Origin of the sequence: Aestuariibius sp. HNIBRBA575, from assembly GCF_040932005.1 — a bacterium.
Taxonomy (GTDB): Bacteria; Pseudomonadota; Alphaproteobacteria; order Rhodobacterales; family Rhodobacteraceae; genus CANLNM01.
On sequence record NZ_CP162414.1, the window covers coordinates 1,610,234 to 1,631,696 of the forward strand.

Sequence of the window (21,463 nt, forward strand, 5' to 3'; positions counted from 1 at the left end):
TGCAGAATGTTACCAGCACATCACCAAGAAATAACCCGGATTGCAAGCAACCCGGGTTTGATTTTTTACCTAAACCATCATTCCCATTCGATTGTCCCCGGAGGTTTCGACGTAATGTCATAGGTACAGCGATTGATACCTTTGACTTCGTTGATGATCCGGGTGGCGGTTTCGCCAAGGAATTCATGGGTAAACGGATAATAATCGGCCGTCATCCCGTCCACGGATGTCACGGCACGCAAAGCGCAGGCAAAATCATAGGTGCGGCCATCGCCCATCACGCCAACGGTGCGCACAGGCAAAATCGCGACAAAGGCCTGCCAGATTTCATCATATAGCCCGTGTTTGCGGATCTGATCGATGTAAACCGCGTCGGCTTCGCGCAGGATTTCCAGCTTTTCGCGGGTGATTTCACCGGGACAACGAATGGCCAAACCGGGCCCGGGGAAGGGGTGCCGCCCGATAAAGCTTTGGGGCAGGCCCAGTTCAAGCCCCAAGGCGCGCACTTCGTCTTTGAACAATTCACGCAGAGGTTCGACCAGTTTCAGGCCCATCTTTTCAGGTAGGCCGCCCACATTATGGTGCGACTTGATTGTCACGGATGGTCCGCCGCTGAACGACACGCTTTCGATCACATCGGGGTATAAGGTGCCTTGGGCCAGAAATTCTGCGCCCTCAATGCTGTCCGCATGTTTCTGGAACACATCAATGAACAGCTTGCCGATGATTTTGCGTTTGGTTTCCGGATCGGACTGACCGTCCAATTCGCCTAGGAACAGATCACTTTCATCGGCATGGATCAGTTTAATGTTGTAATTGTCGCGGAACATCGCAACCACTTCGGTGGCTTCGTCTTTGCGCAGCAATCCATGATCGACAAACACACATGTCAGCTGATCCCCAATCGCTTCGTGCAAAAGGATCGCGGTGACCGAACTATCAACGCCACCGGACAAACCACAGATCACCTGTTTGTCGCCAACTTGTTCGCGGATTTTTTCGATCATTTCCTGACGATAGGCGCCCATCGTCCAATCGCCCGTGAAACCGGCCAATTTGACAAAGTTCTCATACAGTTTGGCACCGTTCGGGGTGTGATGCACCTCGGGGTGGAATTGCACTGCATAAAAATGACGGTTCACATCGGCGGTGATGGCATAGGGCGCATTGGGCGAGGTTCCATAAACCTCAAATCCCGGCGCGATTTCACTGACGTGATCACCATGGCTCATCCAGACCTGTTCGTCACCATCAGCAAACCAACCATCCAGAATGTCCAATTTGTTGGCCGGTGTCACAAAGGCGCGGCCAAATTCGGCTGTGCCATGGCCGCTTTCGACTTTGCCGCCCAATTGGGTCATCATCGTTTGCTGACCATAGCAAATGCCCAGAATTGGCACGCCGTAATCAAATATTTCTTGCGGCGCGCGCGGGCTGCCGTCGCGTGTCACGCTGTCAGGCCCCCCCGACAGGATCACCGCCCGGGGCGCCATTTCGCGCACTTTGTCCATGGTTACGGACTGATAGGGGTGAATTTCACAATAGACATTCAGTTCACGCAAACGACGCGCAATCAGCTGCGTTACTTGGCTACCAAAGTCGATAATCAGGAGGCGGTCATGGGAAATATCTGTCATGTCGACGCAATAATGAATCCCCGTCAAAGTCGCAAGATGCGACATCGTTTATTGGGACGGTGATCTTGCTTGGAATCCATGAAGACAGCGCCTATTGCTGATCATGTTTCTGGAGGGAAGAGTTTGGAAAACTTATTAACAGAATTTGGCATGGGCACGTCGCTGCGCCGTGGCGATTATACCGAGGCCGCAAAACGGGCGCTGCAAAATGCGCTATGGCATAATTCAATCAACCTGGCCGAATTGTTTGGCTTTCCCAAAACTGCCATGCAGATCCGCGTCGAAATCGGGGTGCAGCACCCAGACAAGGTGGATATTTCTGCGTTAGGCGACATTTTCCCCTATGGGCAGACCGATTTTCATGTCGTGCAGGGGGGATTGGACATTCCGCGCCCCGAAGGCACTGGAAACCCGACCATTATTGCCAATGTGGCCTTGTCAGTGTCCTTTGATATGGAGCGTGCAGAATGACAGATCAAAGCACAAATCACGGCCGATTGATCATCGCGATGGGAATGGGCACCTGTTTGTTAGGGCGCGACAATTACACCAAGTCAGCGCTGCACGCGATTGAGGATGCCCACCAACATTCAAAATTGTCGATTTTGAAACGGTTAAACATCGCGCCCAAGGATATTCGCGTGAAAATCACCGTTGGCGTGCAACAGCCTGACAATGTCGCTGCATCTGAATTTTATTCGCAGCTGTCCGATCAGCCCGAAATCCATGTGGTCAAAGGCGGCTTGAACGTCACAGACCCAGAAACCGGCGCCCCTATGATTGTTGCGTCTGCTGCGGTTGAGGTGTTTTTGCCCCAACAAGAGGGCTGGACGTTACGTTAAGCCCGGTCACGTTTTCCGCATATGTCGCTTTTTCGCCAGAATGGCCGTATCTCGTGCGATTTTGGCGAATTTCACCGATAAACAACGATCCAAGATGCACAATAATTCAATCAGAGCATCAAGCGGATCAAGGAAGACAACATGGGCGAAGCGGTTAGAACACGCAGAACACGCGGCGGCGGCGGTGCTGCACGACGTGCCGAACGCACCACATTAAAGATCGAAACGGCCAAGGTGATCAAACGCGAGATTCCGAATTTGGATATTCTCAGCGACGAAGCCTTGGATATTATCGAATATAATGCCGACACAGTGTTAGAAGAAGTCGGGGTCAACTTTGTTGAAAACCCCGAAGCCCTAAAGCGTTGGAAAGAAGCCGGTGCAACCATTGTGGGTGAACGGGTGCATATTCCGCGCGGAATGGCGCGTGAATTGTGCAAAACCGCCCCCAGTTCGTTTGTGCAACATGCGCGCAATCCAGAAAAATCCGTTGAAATCGGGGGCAATAACCTTGTTCTGGCGCCGGTTTACGGCCCGCCTTTTGTTCGGGATGCAGACGGTGGTCGCCGCTACGCAACTTTGGCTGATTTCCAGAAATTCGTCAAACTGACCTATATGTCGAAATACCTGCATCATTCCGGGGGCACGGTTTGTGAACCTACGGATGTGCCTGTAAATAAACGACATTTGGACATGTTGCTGGCGCATATGACATTGTCTGACAAACCTTTTATGGGGTCTGTCACCGAACCCAGCCGCGCCCAAGACAGCGTTGAAATGTGCGAAATCCTGTTTGGCAAAGATTTTGTTCAAAACAACACGGTGATGACATCGCTGATCAACGCCAATTCGCCGCTGACATTTGACAATGTCATGATGGGCGCGCTTGAAGTGTTTGCCGCAAATAACCAAGCTTGCATCGTGTCGCCGTTCATTGTTGGCGGGGCCATGGCGCCTGTGTCGATTGTCGGGACGTTGACGCAGGTTCTGGCCGAAGTTATGGCCGGCGTGGCCTATTCACAGCTGGTTCGCCCCGGAGCGCCGGTGATTTTCGGAACCTTTGTCACATCGATCGACATGAATTCAGGTGCGCCGACATTTGGCACACCAGAAGCGTCCAAAATCACCCATGGGGCAGGGCAGTTGGCACGGCGTATGGGCCTGCCTTATCGCTCCGCCGGAAGCTTTAACGGATCCAAAATCCCAGACGCACAAGCCGCTTATGAAACCGCCAATTCCTTGAATGCGGGGTTGACCTCGGGCGTGAACTTTATGTTGCATTCCGCCGGTTGGCTTGAGGGTGGATTGGTTGCGGACTTTGAAAAATTCGTCATGGATGCAGACCAGTTAGGGGTTCTGCACGGATTGGCCAAAGGCGTGGATATCAGCGAAAATGGCCAGGCGATGGATGCCATTCGCGAAGTCGGACCCGGCGGGCATTATCTGGGATGTGATCACACGCAGGCCAATTACAAAGACGCGTTTTGGCGGTCTGACCTGTTGGATTACAAACCATTTGAAACCTGGGAAGACGAAGGCGCCCGTGATACGCGCACCCTGGCATCTGTCCGTGTTCAAAAACTGATCGATGGCTATCAGCAGCCTCCGCTGGACCCAGAGATTCTGCGGCAACTGAATGAATATGTCGCCGCCAAGAAGGCCTCTATGCCGGATGCGTTCAACTAGGCGGACACATCCGCTGGCCTAGATCGGATCAGCTGCGCGTTGTGGCGCGCAGCACCCGTGCTTCGCCCATCAACGCGATCAAAACCTCAACGTGATGCGCAATGGAATATTCCGCCATCTTTGCTTTGCGCTGATCCTCATGGTCCGCTTCGATTTCCAGCAATTTGAGGATCGCCGCCCCAGAGCGCGGCAGTGATTCGCGTTTTAGAATGCGGCTGAGATGCTGTTCACGTACGTAATCATCAATTCCAAACCTTGCGGCGCGTACCAAGAGTTTTGGACGGCGCAGTGCGTTGATCATTCCGATTAAGTCTTGCATGGTTTTGCCCCTTCAATGTGTCGATGAAGCCACCATAGAACAACTAGAACGTGTGTTGCGTGATGTGGATAAGTTAAGAACGCACGCTTTATCCCTGTTTATACTTTCTAAACCAAGATGGCATTAATGAGGCAAATTAAAACTTAAGTAACCAATGCAACCATAGCGTTAGCACGACGTTTACCTTGGCGACCTGCCATTTCACCCGTCCAAGCGAGCCTGTGGAAAAAGGAAATGCGATGAACGGACCCAATCAGAGTGCCGTGAACTTGTCAGCCTTACCCGGTTGGGTCCCTGTGGCTGCCCGCAACTACCTTGTGCATACGGAATGTGGTCTGCCTATTCGCGCGCTTGCCCGAACAGAAGATTGCCACGCCTCTACGATTTTGCGGCAGGTGCGCCGATACGAAAGCCGGCGCGATGATCCGCTTGTTGATGGGGCGCTGCGCCGATTGTCGCGCATGTTGCCTGATCGAAGCCAACAAAACGATAACGAGGAGACGCGGTCGGTGACCATGCATACAGGCGTGATTGAAAGCGAAACCCCAAGTGCTGAAACACTGGAAATGGAAGGCAGCCGCATTCTGCGTCGGCTCTGTGAAGCGGGGGCCGTTTTGGCGGTTGCACGTGACATGGACAAAGCGGTGGTAGTGCGGGACGGCGTCGATGGCGCAACCAGCCGCACGGCCGTTGTTGATCAACCGATCGCCCAGGCAATGGCACTAAAGGATTGGATCACATGTGATGATCCAACGGCGCGCATTGCGCGATATCACATCACAACGGCCGGTCGTTCCGCGCTAAAGGAATTGTTGGCCTCACAGGAAAACCGCGCCAATGGCATGGGGGATGCTGCGGTGTCCGGGCTGGGGAACAGTGGTGCAACGGGCCGGGATTGTGCAGACAATTCAGAGGTGCATCGCATTCGGGTCAACATGGCCGAAAGCCCTCTAATTGGGTTGTCGCGTCGGCGTGACAAGGATGGAAAACCATTTCTTTCCCGTGATTTAGTTGCTGCAGGTGAACGCCTAAGAGAAGATTTTGAACTGGCTCAGATGGGACCAAAAGTGGCGCAGGATTGGGACAGCTTTTTGGTCGGGGCTGGTGGTGACGCCGCTGGATCAGGCGGACATTCCGAAGGCAGTTCAGCCAGCGCTGCCAAAGATCGCGTTGGCGCTGCCCTGTCCGATTTGGGGCCCGGGCTTGGGGATGTGGCGCTGCGGTGCTGCTGTTTCCTAGAGGGCATGGAGCAAACAGAAAAACGCATGGGGTGGTCCGCGCGTTCGGGCAAAATTGTTTTGCGCATCGCGCTTCAAAGATTGAAACGACACTATGATGAGCTGGGCCAATTCGCGCCGCGAATTGGATAAGTCACAGAACGTATCGGCCCGGTTGTTCCCCACAACCGGGCCATTTTTTTAGCTGGTCAGTTTGGACAGCGCATCACGAATACCTTTGCCATAGGCCGGGCTAATCTGATCGTAATGATCCAATGCACGATCCAAAATGATCGCATCAACCCCAACGATGCTGGCGGCGGTGTTTTGATACAAACGCGCCCGTTCCGCGTCGTTCATCAAATTATGCAAAGCCCGCGGTTGCACATAATCGTCATTGCCATCGCGATGATTATAGCGATCGGCATCCCCGGAAATCCGCAATGGTGGTTCTGCAACACTAGGATCTTCGACCGCTCCGCCCATTGTGTTTGGTTCATAATAAGCATCGCGCGCGCCTGTCTGTTGGCCCATGAAATTCATGGAACCGTCTTTGTGATAATGATGAACAGGGCATTTAGGAGCGTTAACTGGCAGGGCTTCGTAATGGGTTCCCAGACGATAACGATGGGCATCCGCATAAGAAAAGATTCGCGCCTGAAGCATTTTGTCGGGGCTAAATCCGATTCCGGGGACGATATTGGATGGGCTAAACGCGGATTGTTCGATCTCAGCGAAATAGTTTTCTGGATTTCTGTTAAGCTCCATCACCCCAACCTCGATCAACGGATAATCGGCATGTGGCCACACTTTGGTCAGATCGAACGGGTTATAGGATGTTTTTTCGGCATCCATTTCAGGCATCACCTGAATGCACACCCGCCATTTCGGAAAATCCCCGCTTTCGATCCCTCCATACAGCGCTTCTTGGTACCCTTCACGGGTTTGACCGACGATGTTCGCACCTTCTTCATTGGTGTAATGGGCGTGTCCCTGCAGGGTTTTGAAATGGAACTTTACCCAGAATCGTTCGCCGTCATCATTCCACAGCGAATAGGTGTGTGACCCATAGCCATTCATCTGGGCCGGGGATTGGGGCAAACCCCGATCTGACATCAAAATGGTCACTTGATGAAGCGCTTCTGGGCTGAGGCTCCAGAAATCCCACATCGCATTGGGGCTGCGCAGATTGCTGCGCGGATGGCGTTTTTGGGTGTGAATGAAATCGGGGAATTTATACGGATCGCGCAGGAAAAATACCGGCGTGTTGTTCCCAACCAGATCCCAGTTGCCTTCTTCTGTATAGAATTTAAGCGCAAATCCCCGCACGTCGCGTTCGTGATCCGCAGCGCCAGATTCGCCTGCAACGGTGGAAAAACGCGCCAACATTGGGGTTTCGGTTCCGGGTTGGAAAACCTTGGCACGGGTGTATTTGGAAATGTCATGGGTGACTTTCAACGTGCCAAACGCGCCCCAGCCTTTGGCATGCACAACCCGTTCTGGGATACGTTCCCGGTTTTGATGGGCCAGTTTTTCGATCAATTGATAATCCTGCATCAACACCGGGCCACGCGCGCCAGCGGTCAATGCGTTTTGATTGTCCGCGATGGGGGCACCTGCGGTGGTGGTCAAACGTTTCTGGGTCATTCTCTGGCTCCTATTTTGGGGTTAACCGGATCATGCGTCAGTTGTTTCATAATTGAAAATTGCATTTATTGCTGGTATCTATAGTTAAATATTATGTCAGTTACATTACGCCAAATCCGATATTTTCTGGCCGTTGCCCAAACCGGGCAAATTGGTCGTGCCGCCGAAATGCTGCACATTTCCCAACCTGCGTTGTCCGTTCAAATCAAAGAGCTCGAAGAGCGGCTGGGCGTGACTGTTTTTGAACGCCAGCCACGCAAAGTGATTTTGACCCCGGCCGGGCATGACATGCGGCACCACGCCGAACGGGTTATGGCGGAAATGACGGCGCTGGAACAAAGCGCCAGTTTGGCGCGCGGGCTGACTGGGCGGTTTTCGCTGGGGGTCATTCCGACAATTGCGCCTTACTTGATTCCGCAGGCATTGCCATTGTTGCGGGCTCAGAATTTGGGGCTGGAGCTGCGGGTGCGCGAGGCGCAGACACAGATATTGCTGTCAGATTTGGAACAGGGGCAGTTAGATGCGGCGGTGATGGCATTGCCAACCGGGGCAGAAAACATGCAGGAAACCCCATTGTTTCGGGATCGGTTTTTGCTGGCCGGTCACGCGCAGCATATCCAACATCTGGTTGATACAAACGCCATCCCCGATCCCGTTCAGATCGCCCCGCACCAATTGTTGCTCTTGGACGAAGGGCATTGTTTGGCAGATCAGGCGCTGGCGGCCTGTTCGCTCAATCGGTCCGCAACCAAAGTGGATTTGGGGGCGTCGTCATTGTCCACATTGTGTGGATTGGTGGCTGGTGGTTTTGGGGTGACGTTTTTGCCTGAAATCGCATTGGTGCGAGAAATGGGATCAACGCCGGATATGGGCGTGGCGCGATTTGAAGTCCCACAACCGGAACGCCAGATTGGATTGGTGCGCCGCGCGACATCAAAAGGGCAGGGATGGTTTCAGGATCTGTCCCAGATTTTACAACAGGCGGGCCAAGAGCTGATCGATCAGGCCAAGGCAGACATCGACACATAATCTGAGCAAGTCCTTCACATTCCCCAACGAAATTTTGAAATCAACACTGGCAGGTTATCTCTGAAAGATGAGGTCATCATGGCAAAACACTGCGCGACGCGATCCGTTTCAATCCTATCGGTTTTTATCCTGATCAATGCCTGTATGTTTGCCTATTGCACCACGGCGCTGGCCGTTCAGGGTGGGATTGACGGCATTTCAGGCATCCAAGACGAACATCAGTTTAGCGCGCTTCATCCCATATGGTTTTCGACGTTATGGCTGGGCGCATGTGGCGGCGTGGTTGGGGGTGTTCTGGGGTTGATACGGATTGCTCAGCTCTGGGTTTTGACATTGTTGCGCATACTGAAAAAGGCCCGGCAAATGCTGCCGAGCCTTTCGAATTTGCGACCTCAGAAAGGGCAGGATTATGCCGCGACTTCTGCGTTTGCTTCGAGCAACCAGTTCAGAACGGTTTCAGGAGATGACACGCCATATGGGTCTTCGCCGTGGTTGTCTGACAGGCCTGGCTCTTCGAACCATGCTTCGATCTGACCGTCTTTGACAACGGCGGCATAGCGCCAGGACCGCAGACCAAAGCCAACATTGTCTTTGCGCACCAACATGCCCATGCGGCGAGTAAATTCACCGGACCCATCTGGGATCACTTTGACGTTGGACAGGTTTTGGCCCTCGGCCCATTTGTTCATCACAAAGCTGTCATTGACGGACATGCAATAGATTTCATCGATGCCTTGGGCCGCGAAATCAGCAAAGCCGTTTTCGAAACCGGGCAATTGGTATGTGGAACATGTGGGGGTGAATGCGCCGGGCAGGGAAAACAGAACCACGCGTTTGCCAGCAAAGTAGTCAGCGGTTGTTTTGTCTTCCCAACGAAACGGGTTTGGACCTTCGATACTGTCGTCACGCACGCGGGTGTGGAAAGTTACAGAAGGCAAAGTGTAGCCGGTTTTCATCAAAGTCACCTGTTGTTTGGGGGAGGATGTGGTTGCAAATCATCGACCCGGATTCGAAATCGAGGCGAAGTTACTAGAATGGTTCTAAACCGCAAGTGATTTTGGCGCAAAATCCGGGGTTTTGGCGCAGGCGCGCGATTCGAAGTCTGGCGGAATTCGGACCGCTTCGGGGCGGTTAACTATTGGTTAGGTAAACAGCTGTTGAACAGAGGTGCAATGTTGCCGTGCAATCCTGCGCGGGATCCGGGTTTGGTGACGGATCACGAAAGGTGACACAGCAGCACCCGTTTGCGGACACATTTCGGGCAAGTTCTGAGCGCCGAAATGAGGCATCAAGTTCAACCGGCTTAGCCTGAAGGAGTTAAGAAAATGTTTCTGCAAATTCGCTCGAATGTCGCCCGCACCGCCCCTGTTTCCATCACCAAAACCCAGCCCAAACTGACCCAGATTGCCACCGCGGGGCGCCCGTCCCAATCCGATCTGATGGTCCCCAATCCCCACGATCGTCAGCCCGGTTTGATGTCCGGTGCGATGGTGGAAACCGATTGCGGTTGGAAAGCCATCGAACAGGTTCAGGTTGGGGATGTGCTTTGTACCTTTGACGGCGGATTGCGCGCTGTTCGTGATATCATCCGCGACGACGTACCGGCCGCGCAGCATGTGCATATCCCCGGTGGCGTTTTGGGCAGTGATGCGGATCTGACGGTTCTGCCAGATCAGTATATTCTGCTGACCGGATCTTTGGCCGAAACCCGGTTTAAACTGCCTGCCGTGTTGATGGAGGCGCGTAAACTGGTGGGTGAGTTTGGTATCGAATTGTCCCGCTCTGATGCCACGGCCCATGCCACGACGCTGGTCTTTGACGAAGAAGAAGTGATCTGGGCCAATACCGGTTTGTTACTGCATTGTCCGGGGCAGGCCACGGTTGGTCTGACGTCTGATGCCTTCCCACTTGCGACGCCGCAATTGCTGGACCCACGGCCAAATGCGGGTGCGATGACGCGCGGTGTCTTTTCGGGCGGAAACTGGGGGCATGCCGATGCGATCGCGGCCTAAAATCCGTTTGATCCATGCGTTCCGGGGATAGCCGTCATGCAAGGCATCCCCCGCATTGGACAAGGGACCATCACAGGGCTACATATCATCAAAGCCCGGAGGAGCCCCACATGCGAGATCTGAAAATACCTGAGCAGCGCCATCCTGAAAAAGCGCATCGTCCAGACAATGCCCAGCCCCGCAAACCCGAATGGATTAGGGTCAAAGCGCCCACATCCGATGGCTATAAAAAAACTTACGCTATTATGCGCGAACATAAATTGGTCACCGTCTGCGAAGAGGCAGGTTGCCCCAATGCCGGTGAATGCTGGTCGCAGGGCCATGCCACAATGATGATCATGGGCGACGTTTGTACGCGGGCTTGTTCGTTCTGCAATATTGCCACCGGCAAACCGCTAGAGGATCTGGACCCGTTTGAACCGGGTCGGGTTGCCGACGCGGTGGCCAAGCTGGGGTTGAATCATGTTGTGGTCACATCCGTGGACCGCGACGATATCAAAGATGGCGGCGCCGAACATTTTGCCCAAACCATCCGCGCCATTCGCCATCGTTCGCCCGACACAACGATTGAAATTCTGACACCAGATTTCCTGCGCTGCGATCCGTCCGTTCTGGAAATTGTCGTGGCCGCCAAACCGGACGTGTTCAACCACAATCTGGAAACCGTGCCGGGGCTTTATCCCACCGTGCGTCACGGGGCCCGCTATTTCCATTCGCTGCGTTTGTTGCAACGGGTCAAGGAAATGGATCCGACGATGTTCACCAAATCCGGCATCATGGTTGGCTTGGGTGAGGACCGCCAAGGCGTGCTGCAAGTGATGGATGATATGCGCGCCGCCGACATTGATTTTTTGACCATTGGTCAATATTTGCAGCCCACCCCAAAACACCACGCTGTGGATCGTTTTGTGACCCCCGAAGAATTCGAAGCCTATGAAAAAGCCGCATATGGCAAAGGGTTTCACATGGTTTCTGCGACACCATTGACCCGGTCTTCGTATCATGCGGGTGATGATTTTGCGAAATTGCGCGCGGCCCGTTTGGCAAAACTCGGATAAGATCGGGACCAGCCATTGCGCAAACGTCCCGCGTTTTCGCAATGGTTTATTGGAGTGGCCGGTTGGGGCGTATTGGTTCAAGCGTCAGCCAATCCGGCCAGCCCACAAAATATTCGATCCCAAACAAAATCACACAAATCGCAACAGCGCCCAGCCCAATTAACACACGTGTCATACTAGGTGGATTCTGCACCAATCGTTTGGCGCGCATCATGAATCTAAGCGGATCCATCACGTTTCGTCCGTGAACCGCACTTTTCCAATAAAAGGCAGGTTGCGGTTTCTTTGTGCATAATCAATGCCATATCCCACGACAAATTCATCGGGGATCTCAAACCCGGTCCAATCCGCGCGAATGTCCACTTCGCGGCGGCTGGGTTTATCAAGCAAAGCAATAGAGCGCATTTTACGAGGTTCGCGGCTAGCCAGCAGGTTTAGAACATGGCGCAGTGTGAACCCGGTATCGACGATATCCTCGACGACCAAAACATCTCGCCCACCAATTTCACCGCGCAAATCCTTCATGATCCGCACTTCTCGGGAACTTTCGGTGCCATCCCCATAAGAAGAAGCTTCTAGGAAATCCACCTCAACCGGCAGGTCAAGTTCGCGGACAATATCGGCGATAAACACAAACGAGCCCCGCAACAGACCCACAACGATCAGCTTTTCGGTATCGGCAAATTCGGCCTCAATTTCATGTGACAGATCTTCGATCCGGGCGGCGATGGATTTGGCCGAAATCATCCGGTCGATAGTATAGGGGCGGTTGGTCATGTTGGGCTCCTTACGTACTAGGCCTGCTACCATGCGTGCCCCATTGCGCCAAGTGTTGGCCAGGATTTTCCCGATTATGCGTTGAATTTACACATCGTTCATAGATGAAGTTTGGGTCGTAACTGTTTGTATTTACGTACTATACGCGTCATGATTGAATTCAGATGATCATGCGCGGCGAAAGGTCCCCCTTGTGTTTATCCCACGAAAAGCCGACATGATCCGTAACCAAGCGCGACAGAGCTGATCTAAACCTATGCCGTCTCATGCCGAAACCCGTATCCTGCCTTATACAGCGTTGCAGATGTATGAATTGGTGGGTGATGTGGCCAATTATCCCAAGTTTTTACCCTGGACGGCCGCCGCGCGTATTCGATCCGTTGAGGACAAAGGCGATCATTGCGTGATGCTGGCCGATCTGGTGATCAGTTTCAAAGTGTTCCGCGAAAAATTTGGCAGCCGCGTGACCAAATGGCCGGCCAAGATGCAGATTGATACGGATTACATCGATGGTCCGTTTCATCATCTGCATTCCACATGGGGCTTTGTCGATGTGGATGGCGGGTGCCGCGTGTCGTTCGAGGTTGATTTTGAGTTCAAAAACCGTGTTTTACAAGGTGCGGCCGGGCTGTTTTTCAATGATGCGATGCAGCGGGTGGTGCGCGCCTTTGAACGGCGCGCAGCCGATCTATATCAGTGATGTCGTGACGGTTTGTCACCATAAACCAACCACAAAATGACGCTGGCACCGGCGAACTGAACCACCAAATAAGCCGTTTCCATAAGGGTAAATTGCCACGCCAAAGGTACGTTTTGTTTGGCCACCAATCCCAGCACATGACAGGACCAATAAAAGACACCAACCAACATTCCAAAAGACAAAGCATGTCTTAAGCCGCTGAATTTGCTGCGATAATTGGGGTATATCATGGCAATTGTCGCGCCTTGAACAATCATCGTGAGCAGGCCTATGGCAATATTTGGATCACCTTTGAAATAGCCAAATGTCACAAATTTTTCGTGAAACAGAACCAAATGCCAAATAATGGCTATTGGGAACACAAACACGACATAGGCAAATGTGGTCAAGGCAATTTTCCCAAAGATCACGCGGTTGCCCGTTTCCAGATCGCCAATTGTGCGCCACCGGGGTCACGAATAAACGTCGCGGTTCCCGCTGGGCCCACCAGATTTTCAGCCAGAACCTGCGCTCCGTTATTGGTGGCATTTTGCACAGCAGCGGGCAGATCATTGACCTCTACATAGGGGACCCAGCCGCTGATATCGTCCATTGCGTCACAGGTCGCAGCAAAGGGTTGGTCTTGGCCCTGCGCGGTCAAAAAGGTCATTGGACCAATGTCTTGGGTGGTCCAGTTAAACGTTTTTTTCAAAAAATCGGTCGTTTCGGTCCGGGTGGGGCCGACATTGTCGAACCAAACAAACGGAGACGTCATGGCAATTTCCTCTTTCATTTTGCAAGTGGAGTTATCAAGCCTGATTTACTTGCGCCTTGCAAGTGTTAATTTTTGGATTAAGTTAAGCGCATGACACGTAGAGCCAAACCCCCGTGGCACGGATGCCCAACCCGGTATGCAGCTGGTATTATAGGCGACAAATGGTGTTTTTTGCTGCTGCGCGACGTATTGCTACATGGCAAACGCAGCTATAGCGAATTTTTGGAGTCACCGGAACGAATATCAACCAACATTCTGGCTAACAGATTGGCAAAGCTAGAGGAATCTGGGTTGTTCGACCGACAGATTGATCCCAGAAAAGGCAGCCGGGTTTTGTATTTTCCAACCCATAAGGCACGTGCATTATTACCGGCCTTTTTGGGCATGATGGTGTGGTCCACCCAATTTGATGATCAGACCGAAGCACCTGACAGTTTTGCCGCTACGTTTTTGGAGGATCCAAATGCTTGCGTGGCATGGTACGAAAATGAAATTGACAAAGTAGATGCGAAAATTAGCGGTTAAACGCAAAACGCGGCCCCCGAAGGAGCCGCGTTTTCCATCCGTTTTGATAGGATTTACGAATTAAGTTCGTAAGCCCGTTCGCCATGTACAGCCAGATCCAGACCACTGACTTCGGTTTCTTCGTCCACCCGGATTGGGATGAACAGGCGCAGGATCAGGATCAGGGCAACAGTGACGGCCACTGTCCAGATGCCCACAACAGCCAAGCCACCCAATTGCGCGGCAAACGTGGCGTGGCCAAAGATCGCAAGCATCAGCGTCCCAAAGATGCCGCCAACGCCGTGCACCGCAAACACATCCAATGTGTCGTCGATTTTGAACACGTTGCGGATCAGGGTCACGGATTCTTGGCACAGGATACCGGCGATGGCGCCGATGGCCATGGCTTCGATTGGACCAACGGACCCAGCAGCAGGGGTGATCGACGCCAGACCGGCGATGGTTCCGGTGACGATGCCCACCAGTGATGCGCGGCCAAACTTGATCTTTTCCCACAATGCCCAAGTCAGCGATGCCATTGCGGCGGAAATATGGGTCACTGTGATGGCCATGGCCGCGGTGCCATTGGCGGCCAATGCGGACCCACCGTTAAAGCCAAACCAGCCAACCCACAGCATCGCAGCCCCGATCATCACCATGCCGGGATTATGCGGCGGAGTTGTCTGGTTTTTGCGTGGCCCAAGAAAAATCGCCAAAATGATCGCAGCCAGACCAGCCGTTTCATGCACAACAATGCCACCGGCAAAGTCAGTCACACCAGAGCCGCCAAACCAGGCGTCGCCAGACAAGAAACCACCGCCCCAGATCCAATGCACAACAGGTGCGTAACAGATCAGCATCCAAAGCGCGGAAAACGCCAATACAAAGGCAAAACCGATCCGTTCCACATATGCGCCAACAATCAGCGCTGGTGTGATGATTGCAAAGGTCATCTGGAAGGCGAAGAACAACACTTCGGGAATGGTGCCCGATACTGTGTCAGCGGTCACGCCGGACAGGAACATTTTGTCCAATCCACCCCAATAGCCGCCCGTCGCGGGGCCAAAAGCAATCGAATAGCCGACGACCAGCCACAGGATGCTCATCAAACAGGCGATGGCGTAACATTGCATAAACACGCTCAGCACATTGCGTGCGCGTACCAAACCGCCATAAAAAAGTGCAAGTCCGGGCAGTGTCATGAACAGGACCAGCGCCGTAGCGACGATGATCCATGCGGTATCTGCTCCATTCATAGTGGAATCCCCTCTGATTTGTCGTTGGACAGGCACAGGCCGCATTCCAAACGCTATGAGAAGGGGCAATGTGGCTCAGGGGCGCTTAAACAAAGGGCAGTTGGCGGATTGATTAAATAATGAGCAATAAATGAGTCAAATGCACATAAAAGGTGCGATCAGGAATCCAGCGCCCGCCCGAGCAGAGACAAGGCATGTTCAACCGATTTCGCCCGCACCTGCGCGCGACCAATCGCGCCGAACTCTATCGTTTCGGTTTGCGTTTCGCCCTGCATGCACCATCCAAAACAGACCCGACCTTCGGGTTTGTGGTCTGATCCGCCGGGGCCAGCAATGCCGGTGATGGCCACAGACAGCTGCGCGTTTGAATTTTTGCACGCCCCCTGCGCCATTTGCGCCGCGACCTGTTCTGACACTGCGCCATAGGTGTCCAGCGTATCAGCGGACACGCCCAACATCTGCATTTTAGCGGCGTTGGTATAGGTGACAAAGCCGCGATCAAACATTGCCGACGATCCGGGGATTTCTGTCAACGCGCCTGCAACCAAACCACCGGTACAGCTTTCGGCGGTGGCGATCATCACACCTTTTGATATTGCGGTTTTCAGCAGCGTTTCGATCATAGGCCCAGCACTCCGTGGCTGAGATAAGCAAACAATCCCACGCCCAAGGCGGCGATGATCCCGGCAAACACATCATCCAGCATCACCCCCAGCGCATCGCCGCGTCGATCGGCCCAACCGATCAGGCTGGGCTTGGTGATGTCAAACAGGCGAAACAAAAGGAACGCTGTCAAAATGCCGGGCCAAAGCGCAAAGATGGACGCGCCCGCATGGCTGGCACCGATCGAAACAGGCAGCAGCGCGATCCATTGACCGGCCACTTCGTCGATGACTATTTCGGATGGGTCATGGTCCTCTTTGCCACGGGTTTCTTGGGCTGTGGCCCACCATCCTAGCGCAAATGACACCAAAACACCGATGGCCAACAACAAAGGCCCGCCAAAGGCATGCAATGGCCACGCCGCCAGCACCGCCGCCGCTGATCCCCATGTGCCGGGGGCAGGGCGCAGATGGCCGCTATAGAAAAACGTCGCAATAATATGGGTCATGATTTCACCAATGTCACGGTGGCCAAGGCGGCGATGCCTTCTCCGCGACCGGTAAAACCCAGCCGTTCCGATGTGGTTGCTTTGACGCTCATCCGGTCCACGTCAATGCCCATGATCCGTGCCATTTCTGTGCGCATCGCTGGCGCATGGGGGCCAACCTTGGGGAATTCACATATCAGCGTCACATCCGCATGGGTAATGGTGAACCCCATTTCGCGGGCCAGGTTACAGGCATGGGCCAGGAAAATTTCGCTGGCAGCCCCTTTCCATTGTGGATCAGAGGGTGGGAAATGTTGGCCGATATCACCCCGCGCCAGCCCGCCATAAATTGCATCTGTGATCGTGTGCATACCCACATCTGCGTCAGAATGGCCTTGCAGGCCGCGGGAATGGGGGATTTTCACACCACATAGGATCACATGATCCCCCTCGCCAAACCGATGCACGTCAAAGCCATTGCCGGTGCGTATGTCCATGTTTTGTCCTAACTTTTGCGTCAGTTTATCATTGGCACGGCCAAAATCATCTGCCGTGGTGATTTTTAGGTTATCTTCTGCGCCGGGGACAATTGTTACGTCTATCCCAGCGGCACGCGCGACGGCCACATCATCGGCGGCGGTGCCTGTATGGCGGCGATGGGCGGCCAAAATAGCGTCAAACCGAAACCCCTGCGGAGTTTGCGCGCGAAACAAGCCCTCGCGATCTTGGGTGCCGGTGACGCGATCCTGCTGACCATGCCATAACGCATCCGTAACGGCCAATGCCGGCGCAGCCCCGTCCGCGTGATCCAGCGCCGCCAGCACCCGATCAATCAATGGCCCATCCACAAGGGGTCGGGCGGCGTCATGGATTAACACTTTGGTTGGATGATGGGGCAACAATGCCTCTAATCCGTTGCGCACGGATGCATCGCGCGTAGAACCACCCGGAACACAGATGACATCGCTGTCTTGTATCAGGTCGAAATCATCCGGATGGAGCACAACAATGATCGGTCCCAATCCGGCCCGCCGAAAGGCGTCAAGCGTATGATCTATCACACGTTTTGCCCCCAATGGGCGCCATTGTTTTGGCAGGCCTCCACCGGCCCGTTGGCCACGCCCCGCGGCGACAATAATCACGGCATTGGTCATGCGACACTCCTTTGGTCCTTCCTATTGGTTGCCCAAGGCAGGTGCAATTCCCGGATTTGATCAAGTTGTTTTGCTTAATTTATGGGCATTGCGTAAATTTCGCCCGCTTTTCAGGCAAAACAGCCTGAGCGCGCATTGTGATTGGGCGATGGTGCGCGTAAATCTAATGCATCGCCCAAGTGTTAAGCAGGTGCCTTATTTTGGACCACATAAATCTAGATGACCTAACGTTGACTCCACCTGTGGCCCTTGCGCCATTGGCTGGCATCACCGATTTGCCATTTCGCCAATTGGTTGGGCGATTTGGCGCGGGCTGGGTTGTGTCAGAAATGGTTGCCTCACAGGAAATGGTGCAGGCGAAACCCGGCGTTCGTGAACGGGCAGAGCTGGGCTATGATCAGTCAGACACCGCTGTGCAAATTGCCGGTCGCGACGCCTATTGGATGGCCGAAGCCGCCCGTCAAATCGAGGCAAACGGCGCCCGTTTCATTGATATCAACATGGGCTGTCCTGCCAAAAAGGTCACAAACGGCTATTCCGGTTCTGCGCTGCTGAAAACGCCGGATCACGCGCTAAGCCTGATCGAAGCGGTGGTCGAAGCGGTGAACATTCCGGTCACGTTGAAAACCCGGCTGGGTTGGGATGACGACAGTTTGAACGCCGCTGATGTGGCCAAACGCGCTGAGGATGCTGGCATCAAACTGGTCACTATACACGGGCGCACCCGGTGCCAGTTTTACAAAGGCGCGGCAGATTGGGATGCCATTCGTTCCATTAAGGATTCGGTGTCGATCCCTGTGATTGCCAACGGGGATATTGTCGATGCCGAAACCGCAGGTTTGGCGTTGGAAAAATCCGGTGCGGATGGGGTGATGATTGGGCGCGGTGCGCAGGGGCGACCTTGGATTTTGGCACAAGTGTCCGCTGCGCTTCATGGCGGACAAGCCCCTGAAATTCCGATAGGAAATGACCTAGTCGATATGGTATGTGAGCATTTTGAAGCTATGATTTCTTTTTACGGCCCTCAATTGGGCAATCGCGTCGCGCGCAAACATCTGGGCTGGTACATGGATGACGCAAACACGCCCGCACCCCTGCGCAAGGCCGTGTTAATGGAACGCGACACCACCAAAACGCTGCGTTTGTTGCCCGATGCCTTAACCCAAAGCCAAGGGGTCGCCGCATGATCACCGATCAAAATCTGTGGGCGTCCTTGCCTGTGCCAACCTTGCTGATCGGCCCCGATGACCTGATTGCGGATAGCAATCCGGCGGCGGAATTGTTTTTGAACCTGTCGGCCAAATCGCTGCTTGGCGCGTCGATCTGGGACAAAGTGATGATCGACGCCCCGATCGAGGACCCTTATGCGCGCGCCATCAAGGACCGAACGCCGCTGTTTGTGAACGATGTGGATGTGGGCAGCGGTGAACGCCCGCCCATGCAATGCAACGTTCAGTTTTCGCCGCTGCAAGGCAGTGAACGCCAGTTTCTGATGATGATTTCCCCTCGCGAAATCGCCACGCGCATGACCCAGAACGCCACCACCAGCCGCGCGGCCAAATCCGCGATTGGCATGGCGGAAATGCTGGCTCATGAAATCAAAAACCCACTGGCAGGCATCACAGGGGCGGCGCAATTATTGTCGATGGGATTGGACGCCCAGGATCTGGAAATGACCGATCTGATTGTCGAAGAAAGCCGCCGCATCGTGAAGTTGCTGGAACAAGTCGAGCAATTTGGCAATCAGCGCCCGCCAATGTGCAGCCCGGTGAATATCCACGATTTATTGGACCGGGCCCGGCAATCCGCCAGTGTTGGCTTTGGCGCGCATATGAACTTTGTCGAAGATTACGATCCGTCATTGCCACAGACCTTTGTGGATGGGGATCAAATGCTACAGGTGTTTTTGAACCTTTTGAAAAATGCCAGCGAAGCCAGCAAACAAGGCGGCACCATTCGCCTGCGGACATTTTATGACCCGTCGCTGCGACTGCGGCGCAAAGAGGGTCCGCCTGCGCGATTGCCGTTGCAGATTGAAATCATTGATGACGGGCCCGGCTTGCCGCCTGACATCGCCACACATGTTTTTGACCCCTTTGTGTCGGGCAAAGAAAACGGAACCGGGCTTGGGCTCGCTTTGGTCAGTAAATTGCTGGTCGACAATGGCGGATCGATTTCGGTGGATTCTATTCCGGGACGCACTGTGTTTCGCGTCGCGCTTCCGCTTGTTCCCAAAGGCACCCCTAATTTTGATCCCGCAGGAGAACTGTAATGGACGGTACTGTACTAGTTGCTGATGATGATCGCACCATCCGCACCGTGTTAACCCAGGCGTTGACCCGCGCCGGATGTAAGGTGCATGCCACGTCATCTTTGGTCACGTTGATGCGCTGGGTCGAAGAAGGCAAAGGCGATCTGGTGATTTCAGACGTGGTCATGCCGGATGGTAATGGTTTAGAAACATTGCCAAAAATCACCCAGGCCCGCCCCGGTTTGCCGGTGATCATCATTTCGGCGCAAAACACGATCATGACGGCCATTCAGGCGGCCGAAGCCGAAGCCTATGATTACCTGCCCAAACCGTTCGACCTGCCGGATTTGATGAAACGGGCCAGTCGCGCCCTAGAGGTTAAACGCCGCGTTCCAACCCCAAGAGGTGAGGTAGACGACGATCAAGGCGAGTTGCCCTTGGTGGGGCGCACACCGGCAATGCAGGCGCTCTATCGTTTGGTGGCGCGGGTGATGAACACCCAGTTGCCAGTGTTGATCACAGGCGAAAGTGGCACAGGTAAGTCACTGATTGCACGTGCTATTCACGACTTTTCGGATCGGCGCAATCTGCCATTTGTTGTGGCATCAGCGGATGATCTGATGGGGGTAGAGGGCGCGTCGCAATTGCTAAATCGCGTGCGTGGTGGATCGCTGGTGTTTGACGAAGTGGGGGATTTTCCCGACGTGGAACAGGCCAAAATCGTGCGGATGTTGGATGTGATGGGCGAAAATGCGCCCCGGATCATGTCGACCAGCCAATCTGATTTATCGTCCGTCATGGAAGCCGGGAAATTCCGTGAGGATTTGTTTTATCGGCTCGGGGGCGTGACCGTTCATGTGCCGTCTTTGCGCGAACGGGTGGATGATATTCCGCTCTTGGCGGATCATTTTCTGTTACGGGCTGAACGCGAAGGCGCGATGCTGAAACGGTTTACCCCGGATGCCCTGGATTTGGTGCGCAGCTATAGCTGGCCGGGTAATGTCCGTCAGTTGGAAAATGTGATGCGCCGATTGGTTGTGACCGCGCTAGAGGCGGAAATCACCCAAAGCGAAGTCGAAGCCGTGTTGGGCAACCAACCCGCAATGGAACCGCTGCGTGCGGGCGGGGATGGGGACAAATTATCGGCCTCGGTAGAACGGCATTTGCGGCGGTATTTCGATCTGCATGGCGGTGTGTTGCCGCCCCCCGGTCTGCATCAGCGTATTTTACGCGAAGTTGAGTTGCCATTGATCGAAATTGCGCTGGATGCCACAGGGGGAAATCAGGCCAAATGTGCCGATCTTTTGGGGATCAACCGCAATACCTTGCGTAAGAAGATTACAGATTTGGATATTCGCGTGACACGGCGGCGCAAATTGATGTAAAACCGCAACATAACCGTGGCCCTTTGGTCCCAGTCACAAACTGGGCCAATGCAGGACCACATAAATGGCGGTTGGGGCGGTTTTGCCCCTTGTAAACAGGGCGATGCACGTGCGGCGGTCCCCGACGGGTAGGAATTTGAGCCGG

Annotated in this window: 24 protein-coding genes; 12 read left to right on the plus strand and 12 right to left on the minus strand. The window is 53.9% G+C overall.

What is annotated here, in order from left to right:
- Positions 1-77: 77 nt before the first annotated feature.
- Positions 78-1,637, minus strand: a complete 1,560-nt coding sequence (gene guaA, locus AB1F12_RS08150) for a glutamine-hydrolyzing GMP synthase (RefSeq protein WP_368188081.1) — start codon at positions 1,635-1,637, stop codon at positions 78-80.
- Between the two features lie 123 nt (positions 1,638-1,760).
- Between guaA and AB1F12_RS08155 the strand changes: the two genes are divergently transcribed.
- From AB1F12_RS08155 to AB1F12_RS08165, 3 genes are all read left to right on the plus strand, one after another.
- Positions 1,761-2,108 carry a Lin0512 family protein gene (locus AB1F12_RS08155; RefSeq protein ID WP_368188083.1) on the plus strand — a complete coding sequence of 116 codons (348 nt, stop codon included), beginning with the start codon at positions 1,761-1,763 and terminating at the stop codon, positions 2,106-2,108.
- On the plus strand, positions 2,105-2,479 hold the full coding sequence (locus tag AB1F12_RS08160) for a Lin0512 family protein (RefSeq protein ID WP_368188085.1): 375 nt from the start codon (positions 2,105-2,107) through the stop codon (positions 2,477-2,479). Before AB1F12_RS08155 ends, AB1F12_RS08160 begins: the two co-directional genes overlap by 4 nt.
- Positions 2,480-2,620: 141 nt before the next feature.
- Positions 2,621-4,165 carry a trimethylamine methyltransferase family protein gene (locus tag AB1F12_RS08165; RefSeq protein WP_368188086.1) on the plus strand — a complete coding sequence of 515 codons (1,545 nt, stop codon included), beginning with the start codon at positions 2,621-2,623 and terminating at the stop codon, positions 4,163-4,165.
- 28 nt (positions 4,166-4,193) lie between these two features.
- Here the strand turns inward: AB1F12_RS08165 and AB1F12_RS08170 are convergent, their stop codons facing one another.
- Positions 4,194-4,484: a DUF6477 family protein gene (locus tag AB1F12_RS08170; protein WP_368188089.1), complete on the minus strand. Its 291-nt coding sequence runs from the start codon at positions 4,482-4,484 to the stop codon at positions 4,194-4,196.
- 239 nt (positions 4,485-4,723) lie between these two features.
- Here AB1F12_RS08170 and AB1F12_RS08175 point away from each other — a divergent pair, with 239 nt between their 5' ends.
- Complete coding sequence (locus AB1F12_RS08175; RefSeq protein WP_368188092.1) at positions 4,724-5,854, plus strand: DUF6456 domain-containing protein; 1,131 nt, start codon at positions 4,724-4,726, stop codon at positions 5,852-5,854.
- A gap of 48 nt (positions 5,855-5,902) precedes the next feature.
- On the opposite strand, the gene AB1F12_RS08180 is transcribed toward AB1F12_RS08175, so the two are convergent.
- Positions 5,903-7,348, minus strand: coding sequence for a catalase (locus AB1F12_RS08180; protein WP_368188094.1), 1,446 nt, complete (start codon positions 7,346-7,348; stop codon positions 5,903-5,905).
- Positions 7,349-7,441: 93 nt separating this feature from the next.
- On the opposite strand from AB1F12_RS08180, the gene AB1F12_RS08185 reads away from it, so the two are divergent.
- Complete coding sequence (locus AB1F12_RS08185) at positions 7,442-8,377, plus strand: LysR substrate-binding domain-containing protein (RefSeq protein WP_368188097.1); 936 nt, start codon at positions 7,442-7,444, stop codon at positions 8,375-8,377.
- A 407-nt stretch (positions 8,378-8,784) separates the two neighbouring features.
- Here AB1F12_RS08185 and AB1F12_RS08190 read toward each other — a convergent pair whose 3' ends face one another.
- A complete protein-coding gene (locus tag AB1F12_RS08190; protein WP_368188100.1) occupies positions 8,785-9,333 on the minus strand; it encodes a peroxiredoxin in 549 nt (182 codons plus the stop codon).
- Between the two features lie 369 nt (positions 9,334-9,702).
- Between AB1F12_RS08190 and AB1F12_RS08195 the strand changes: the two genes are divergently transcribed.
- The gene (locus tag AB1F12_RS08195) at positions 9,703-10,389 is read left to right on the plus strand and encodes a Hint domain-containing protein (RefSeq protein ID WP_368188101.1); all 687 of its coding nucleotides are present in this window, start codon (positions 9,703-9,705) and stop codon (positions 10,387-10,389) included.
- Between the two features lie 110 nt (positions 10,390-10,499).
- Positions 10,500-11,447: a lipoyl synthase gene (lipA, locus tag AB1F12_RS08200; protein ID WP_368188104.1), complete on the plus strand. Its 948-nt coding sequence runs from the start codon at positions 10,500-10,502 to the stop codon at positions 11,445-11,447.
- 46 nt (positions 11,448-11,493) lie between these two features.
- On the opposite strand, the gene AB1F12_RS08205 is transcribed toward lipA, so the two are convergent.
- Both AB1F12_RS08205 and hpt read right to left on the minus strand, forming a co-directional pair.
- The gene (locus AB1F12_RS08205) at positions 11,494-11,622 is read right to left on the minus strand and encodes a hypothetical protein (protein WP_368188106.1); all 129 of its coding nucleotides are present in this window, start codon (positions 11,620-11,622) and stop codon (positions 11,494-11,496) included.
- A 56-nt stretch (positions 11,623-11,678) separates the two neighbouring features.
- A complete protein-coding gene (gene hpt, locus AB1F12_RS08210; protein ID WP_368188108.1) occupies positions 11,679-12,224 on the minus strand; it encodes a hypoxanthine phosphoribosyltransferase in 546 nt (181 codons plus the stop codon).
- A gap of 256 nt (positions 12,225-12,480) precedes the next feature.
- Between hpt and AB1F12_RS08215 the strand changes: the two genes are divergently transcribed.
- Positions 12,481-12,924: a type II toxin-antitoxin system RatA family toxin gene (locus AB1F12_RS08215; protein WP_368188110.1), complete on the plus strand. Its 444-nt coding sequence runs from the start codon at positions 12,481-12,483 to the stop codon at positions 12,922-12,924.
- Here the strand turns inward: AB1F12_RS08215 and AB1F12_RS08220 are convergent.
- Complete coding sequence (locus tag AB1F12_RS08220; protein ID WP_368188112.1) at positions 12,918-13,313, minus strand: hypothetical protein; 396 nt, start codon at positions 13,311-13,313, stop codon at positions 12,918-12,920. The two genes, AB1F12_RS08215 and AB1F12_RS08220, sit on opposite strands and share 7 nt — an antisense overlap.
- A 17-nt stretch (positions 13,314-13,330) precedes the next feature.
- Positions 13,331-13,678: a hypothetical protein gene (locus AB1F12_RS08225; RefSeq protein WP_368188113.1), complete on the minus strand. Its 348-nt coding sequence runs from the start codon at positions 13,676-13,678 to the stop codon at positions 13,331-13,333.
- A gap of 90 nt (positions 13,679-13,768) precedes the next feature.
- On the opposite strand from AB1F12_RS08225, the gene AB1F12_RS08230 reads away from it, so the two are divergent.
- Positions 13,769-14,203 carry a winged helix-turn-helix transcriptional regulator gene (locus tag AB1F12_RS08230; protein WP_368188116.1) on the plus strand — a complete coding sequence of 145 codons (435 nt, stop codon included), beginning with the start codon at positions 13,769-13,771 and terminating at the stop codon, positions 14,201-14,203.
- A gap of 53 nt (positions 14,204-14,256) precedes the next feature.
- Here the strand turns inward: AB1F12_RS08230 and AB1F12_RS08235 are convergent, their stop codons facing one another.
- The 4 genes from AB1F12_RS08235 to AB1F12_RS08250 all read right to left on the minus strand — a co-directional run bounded on the left by AB1F12_RS08235 (position 14,257) and on the right by AB1F12_RS08250 (position 17,682).
- Positions 14,257-15,438 (minus strand): ammonium transporter, encoded by a 1,182-nt coding sequence (locus AB1F12_RS08235; protein ID WP_368188117.1) that lies wholly within the window; start codon positions 15,436-15,438, stop codon positions 14,257-14,259.
- 158 nt (positions 15,439-15,596) lie between these two features.
- Positions 15,597-16,061 carry a CinA family protein gene (locus tag AB1F12_RS08240; RefSeq protein ID WP_368188118.1) on the minus strand — a complete coding sequence of 155 codons (465 nt, stop codon included), beginning with the start codon at positions 16,059-16,061 and terminating at the stop codon, positions 15,597-15,599.
- Positions 16,058-16,549 carry a phosphatidylglycerophosphatase A gene (locus AB1F12_RS08245; protein ID WP_368188120.1) on the minus strand — a complete coding sequence of 164 codons (492 nt, stop codon included), beginning with the start codon at positions 16,547-16,549 and terminating at the stop codon, positions 16,058-16,060. Before AB1F12_RS08245 ends, AB1F12_RS08240 begins: the two co-directional genes overlap by 4 nt.
- The gene (locus AB1F12_RS08250) at positions 16,546-17,682 is read right to left on the minus strand and encodes a bifunctional 2-C-methyl-D-erythritol 4-phosphate cytidylyltransferase/2-C-methyl-D-erythritol 2,4-cyclodiphosphate synthase (RefSeq protein ID WP_368188122.1); all 1,137 of its coding nucleotides are present in this window, start codon (positions 17,680-17,682) and stop codon (positions 16,546-16,548) included. Before AB1F12_RS08250 ends, AB1F12_RS08245 begins: the two co-directional genes overlap by 4 nt.
- A 230-nt stretch (positions 17,683-17,912) precedes the next feature.
- On the opposite strand from AB1F12_RS08250, the gene dusB reads away from it, so the two are divergent.
- From dusB to AB1F12_RS08265, 3 genes are read left to right on the plus strand one after another with little or no spacing between them, the layout of a single operon-like run.
- Positions 17,913-18,869, plus strand: a complete 957-nt coding sequence (gene dusB / locus AB1F12_RS08255) for a tRNA dihydrouridine synthase DusB (protein WP_368188125.1) — start codon at positions 17,913-17,915, stop codon at positions 18,867-18,869.
- Positions 18,866-19,954, plus strand: a complete 1,089-nt coding sequence (locus AB1F12_RS08260) for a nitrogen regulation protein NR(II) (protein ID WP_368188126.1) — start codon at positions 18,866-18,868, stop codon at positions 19,952-19,954. The genes dusB and AB1F12_RS08260 overlap by 4 nt, the downstream gene beginning before the upstream one ends.
- Positions 19,954-21,318 carry a response regulator gene (locus AB1F12_RS08265; RefSeq protein WP_368188128.1) on the plus strand — a complete coding sequence of 455 codons (1,365 nt, stop codon included), beginning with the start codon at positions 19,954-19,956 and terminating at the stop codon, positions 21,316-21,318. The genes AB1F12_RS08260 and AB1F12_RS08265 overlap by 1 nt, the downstream gene beginning before the upstream one ends.
- Positions 21,319-21,463 lie beyond the last annotated feature (145 nt).

Bases quoted from the DNA above. Each gene is read 5' to 3' on its own strand.
- AB1F12_RS08225 (WP_368188113.1), bottom strand. From the start codon at position 13,678: ATGACGTCTCCGTTTGTTTGGTTCGACAATGTCGGCCCCACCCGGACC.
- AB1F12_RS08205 (WP_368188106.1), bottom strand. From the start codon at position 11,622: ATGACACGTGTGTTAATTGGGCTGGGCGCTGTTGCGATTTGTGTGATT.
- AB1F12_RS08245 (WP_368188120.1), bottom strand. From the start codon at position 16,549: ATGACCCATATTATTGCGACGTTTTTCTATAGCGGCCATCTGCGCCCT.
- AB1F12_RS08215 (WP_368188110.1), top strand. From the start codon at position 12,481: ATGCCGTCTCATGCCGAAACCCGTATCCTGCCTTATACAGCGTTGCAG.
- hpt (WP_368188108.1), bottom strand. From the start codon at position 12,224: ATGACCAACCGCCCCTATACTATCGACCGGATGATTTCGGCCAAATCC.
- AB1F12_RS08250 (WP_368188122.1), bottom strand. From the start codon at position 17,682: ATGACCAATGCCGTGATTATTGTCGCCGCGGGGCGTGGCCAACGGGCC.
- AB1F12_RS08230 (WP_368188116.1), top strand. From the start codon at position 13,769: ATGACACGTAGAGCCAAACCCCCGTGGCACGGATGCCCAACCCGGTAT.
- AB1F12_RS08265 (WP_368188128.1), top strand. From the start codon at position 19,954: ATGGACGGTACTGTACTAGTTGCTGATGATGATCGCACCATCCGCACC.
- lipA (WP_368188104.1), top strand. From the start codon at position 10,500: ATGCGAGATCTGAAAATACCTGAGCAGCGCCATCCTGAAAAAGCGCAT.
- AB1F12_RS08160 (WP_368188085.1), top strand. From the start codon at position 2,105: ATGACAGATCAAAGCACAAATCACGGCCGATTGATCATCGCGATGGGA.
- AB1F12_RS08165 (WP_368188086.1), top strand. From the start codon at position 2,621: ATGGGCGAAGCGGTTAGAACACGCAGAACACGCGGCGGCGGCGGTGCT.
- AB1F12_RS08240 (WP_368188118.1), bottom strand. From the start codon at position 16,061: ATGATCGAAACGCTGCTGAAAACCGCAATATCAAAAGGTGTGATGATC.
- AB1F12_RS08235 (WP_368188117.1), bottom strand. From the start codon at position 15,438: ATGAATGGAGCAGATACCGCATGGATCATCGTCGCTACGGCGCTGGTC.
- AB1F12_RS08180 (WP_368188094.1), bottom strand. From the start codon at position 7,348: ATGACCCAGAAACGTTTGACCACCACCGCAGGTGCCCCCATCGCGGAC.
- AB1F12_RS08185 (WP_368188097.1), top strand. From the start codon at position 7,442: ATGTCAGTTACATTACGCCAAATCCGATATTTTCTGGCCGTTGCCCAA.
- AB1F12_RS08170 (WP_368188089.1), bottom strand. From the start codon at position 4,484: ATGCAAGACTTAATCGGAATGATCAACGCACTGCGCCGTCCAAAACTC.
- AB1F12_RS08260 (WP_368188126.1), top strand. From the start codon at position 18,866: ATGATCACCGATCAAAATCTGTGGGCGTCCTTGCCTGTGCCAACCTTG.
- AB1F12_RS08175 (WP_368188092.1), top strand. From the start codon at position 4,724: ATGAACGGACCCAATCAGAGTGCCGTGAACTTGTCAGCCTTACCCGGT.
- AB1F12_RS08195 (WP_368188101.1), top strand. From the start codon at position 9,703: ATGTTTCTGCAAATTCGCTCGAATGTCGCCCGCACCGCCCCTGTTTCC.
- AB1F12_RS08190 (WP_368188100.1), bottom strand. From the start codon at position 9,333: ATGAAAACCGGCTACACTTTGCCTTCTGTAACTTTCCACACCCGCGTG.
- guaA (WP_368188081.1), bottom strand. From the start codon at position 1,637: ATGACAGATATTTCCCATGACCGCCTCCTGATTATCGACTTTGGTAGC.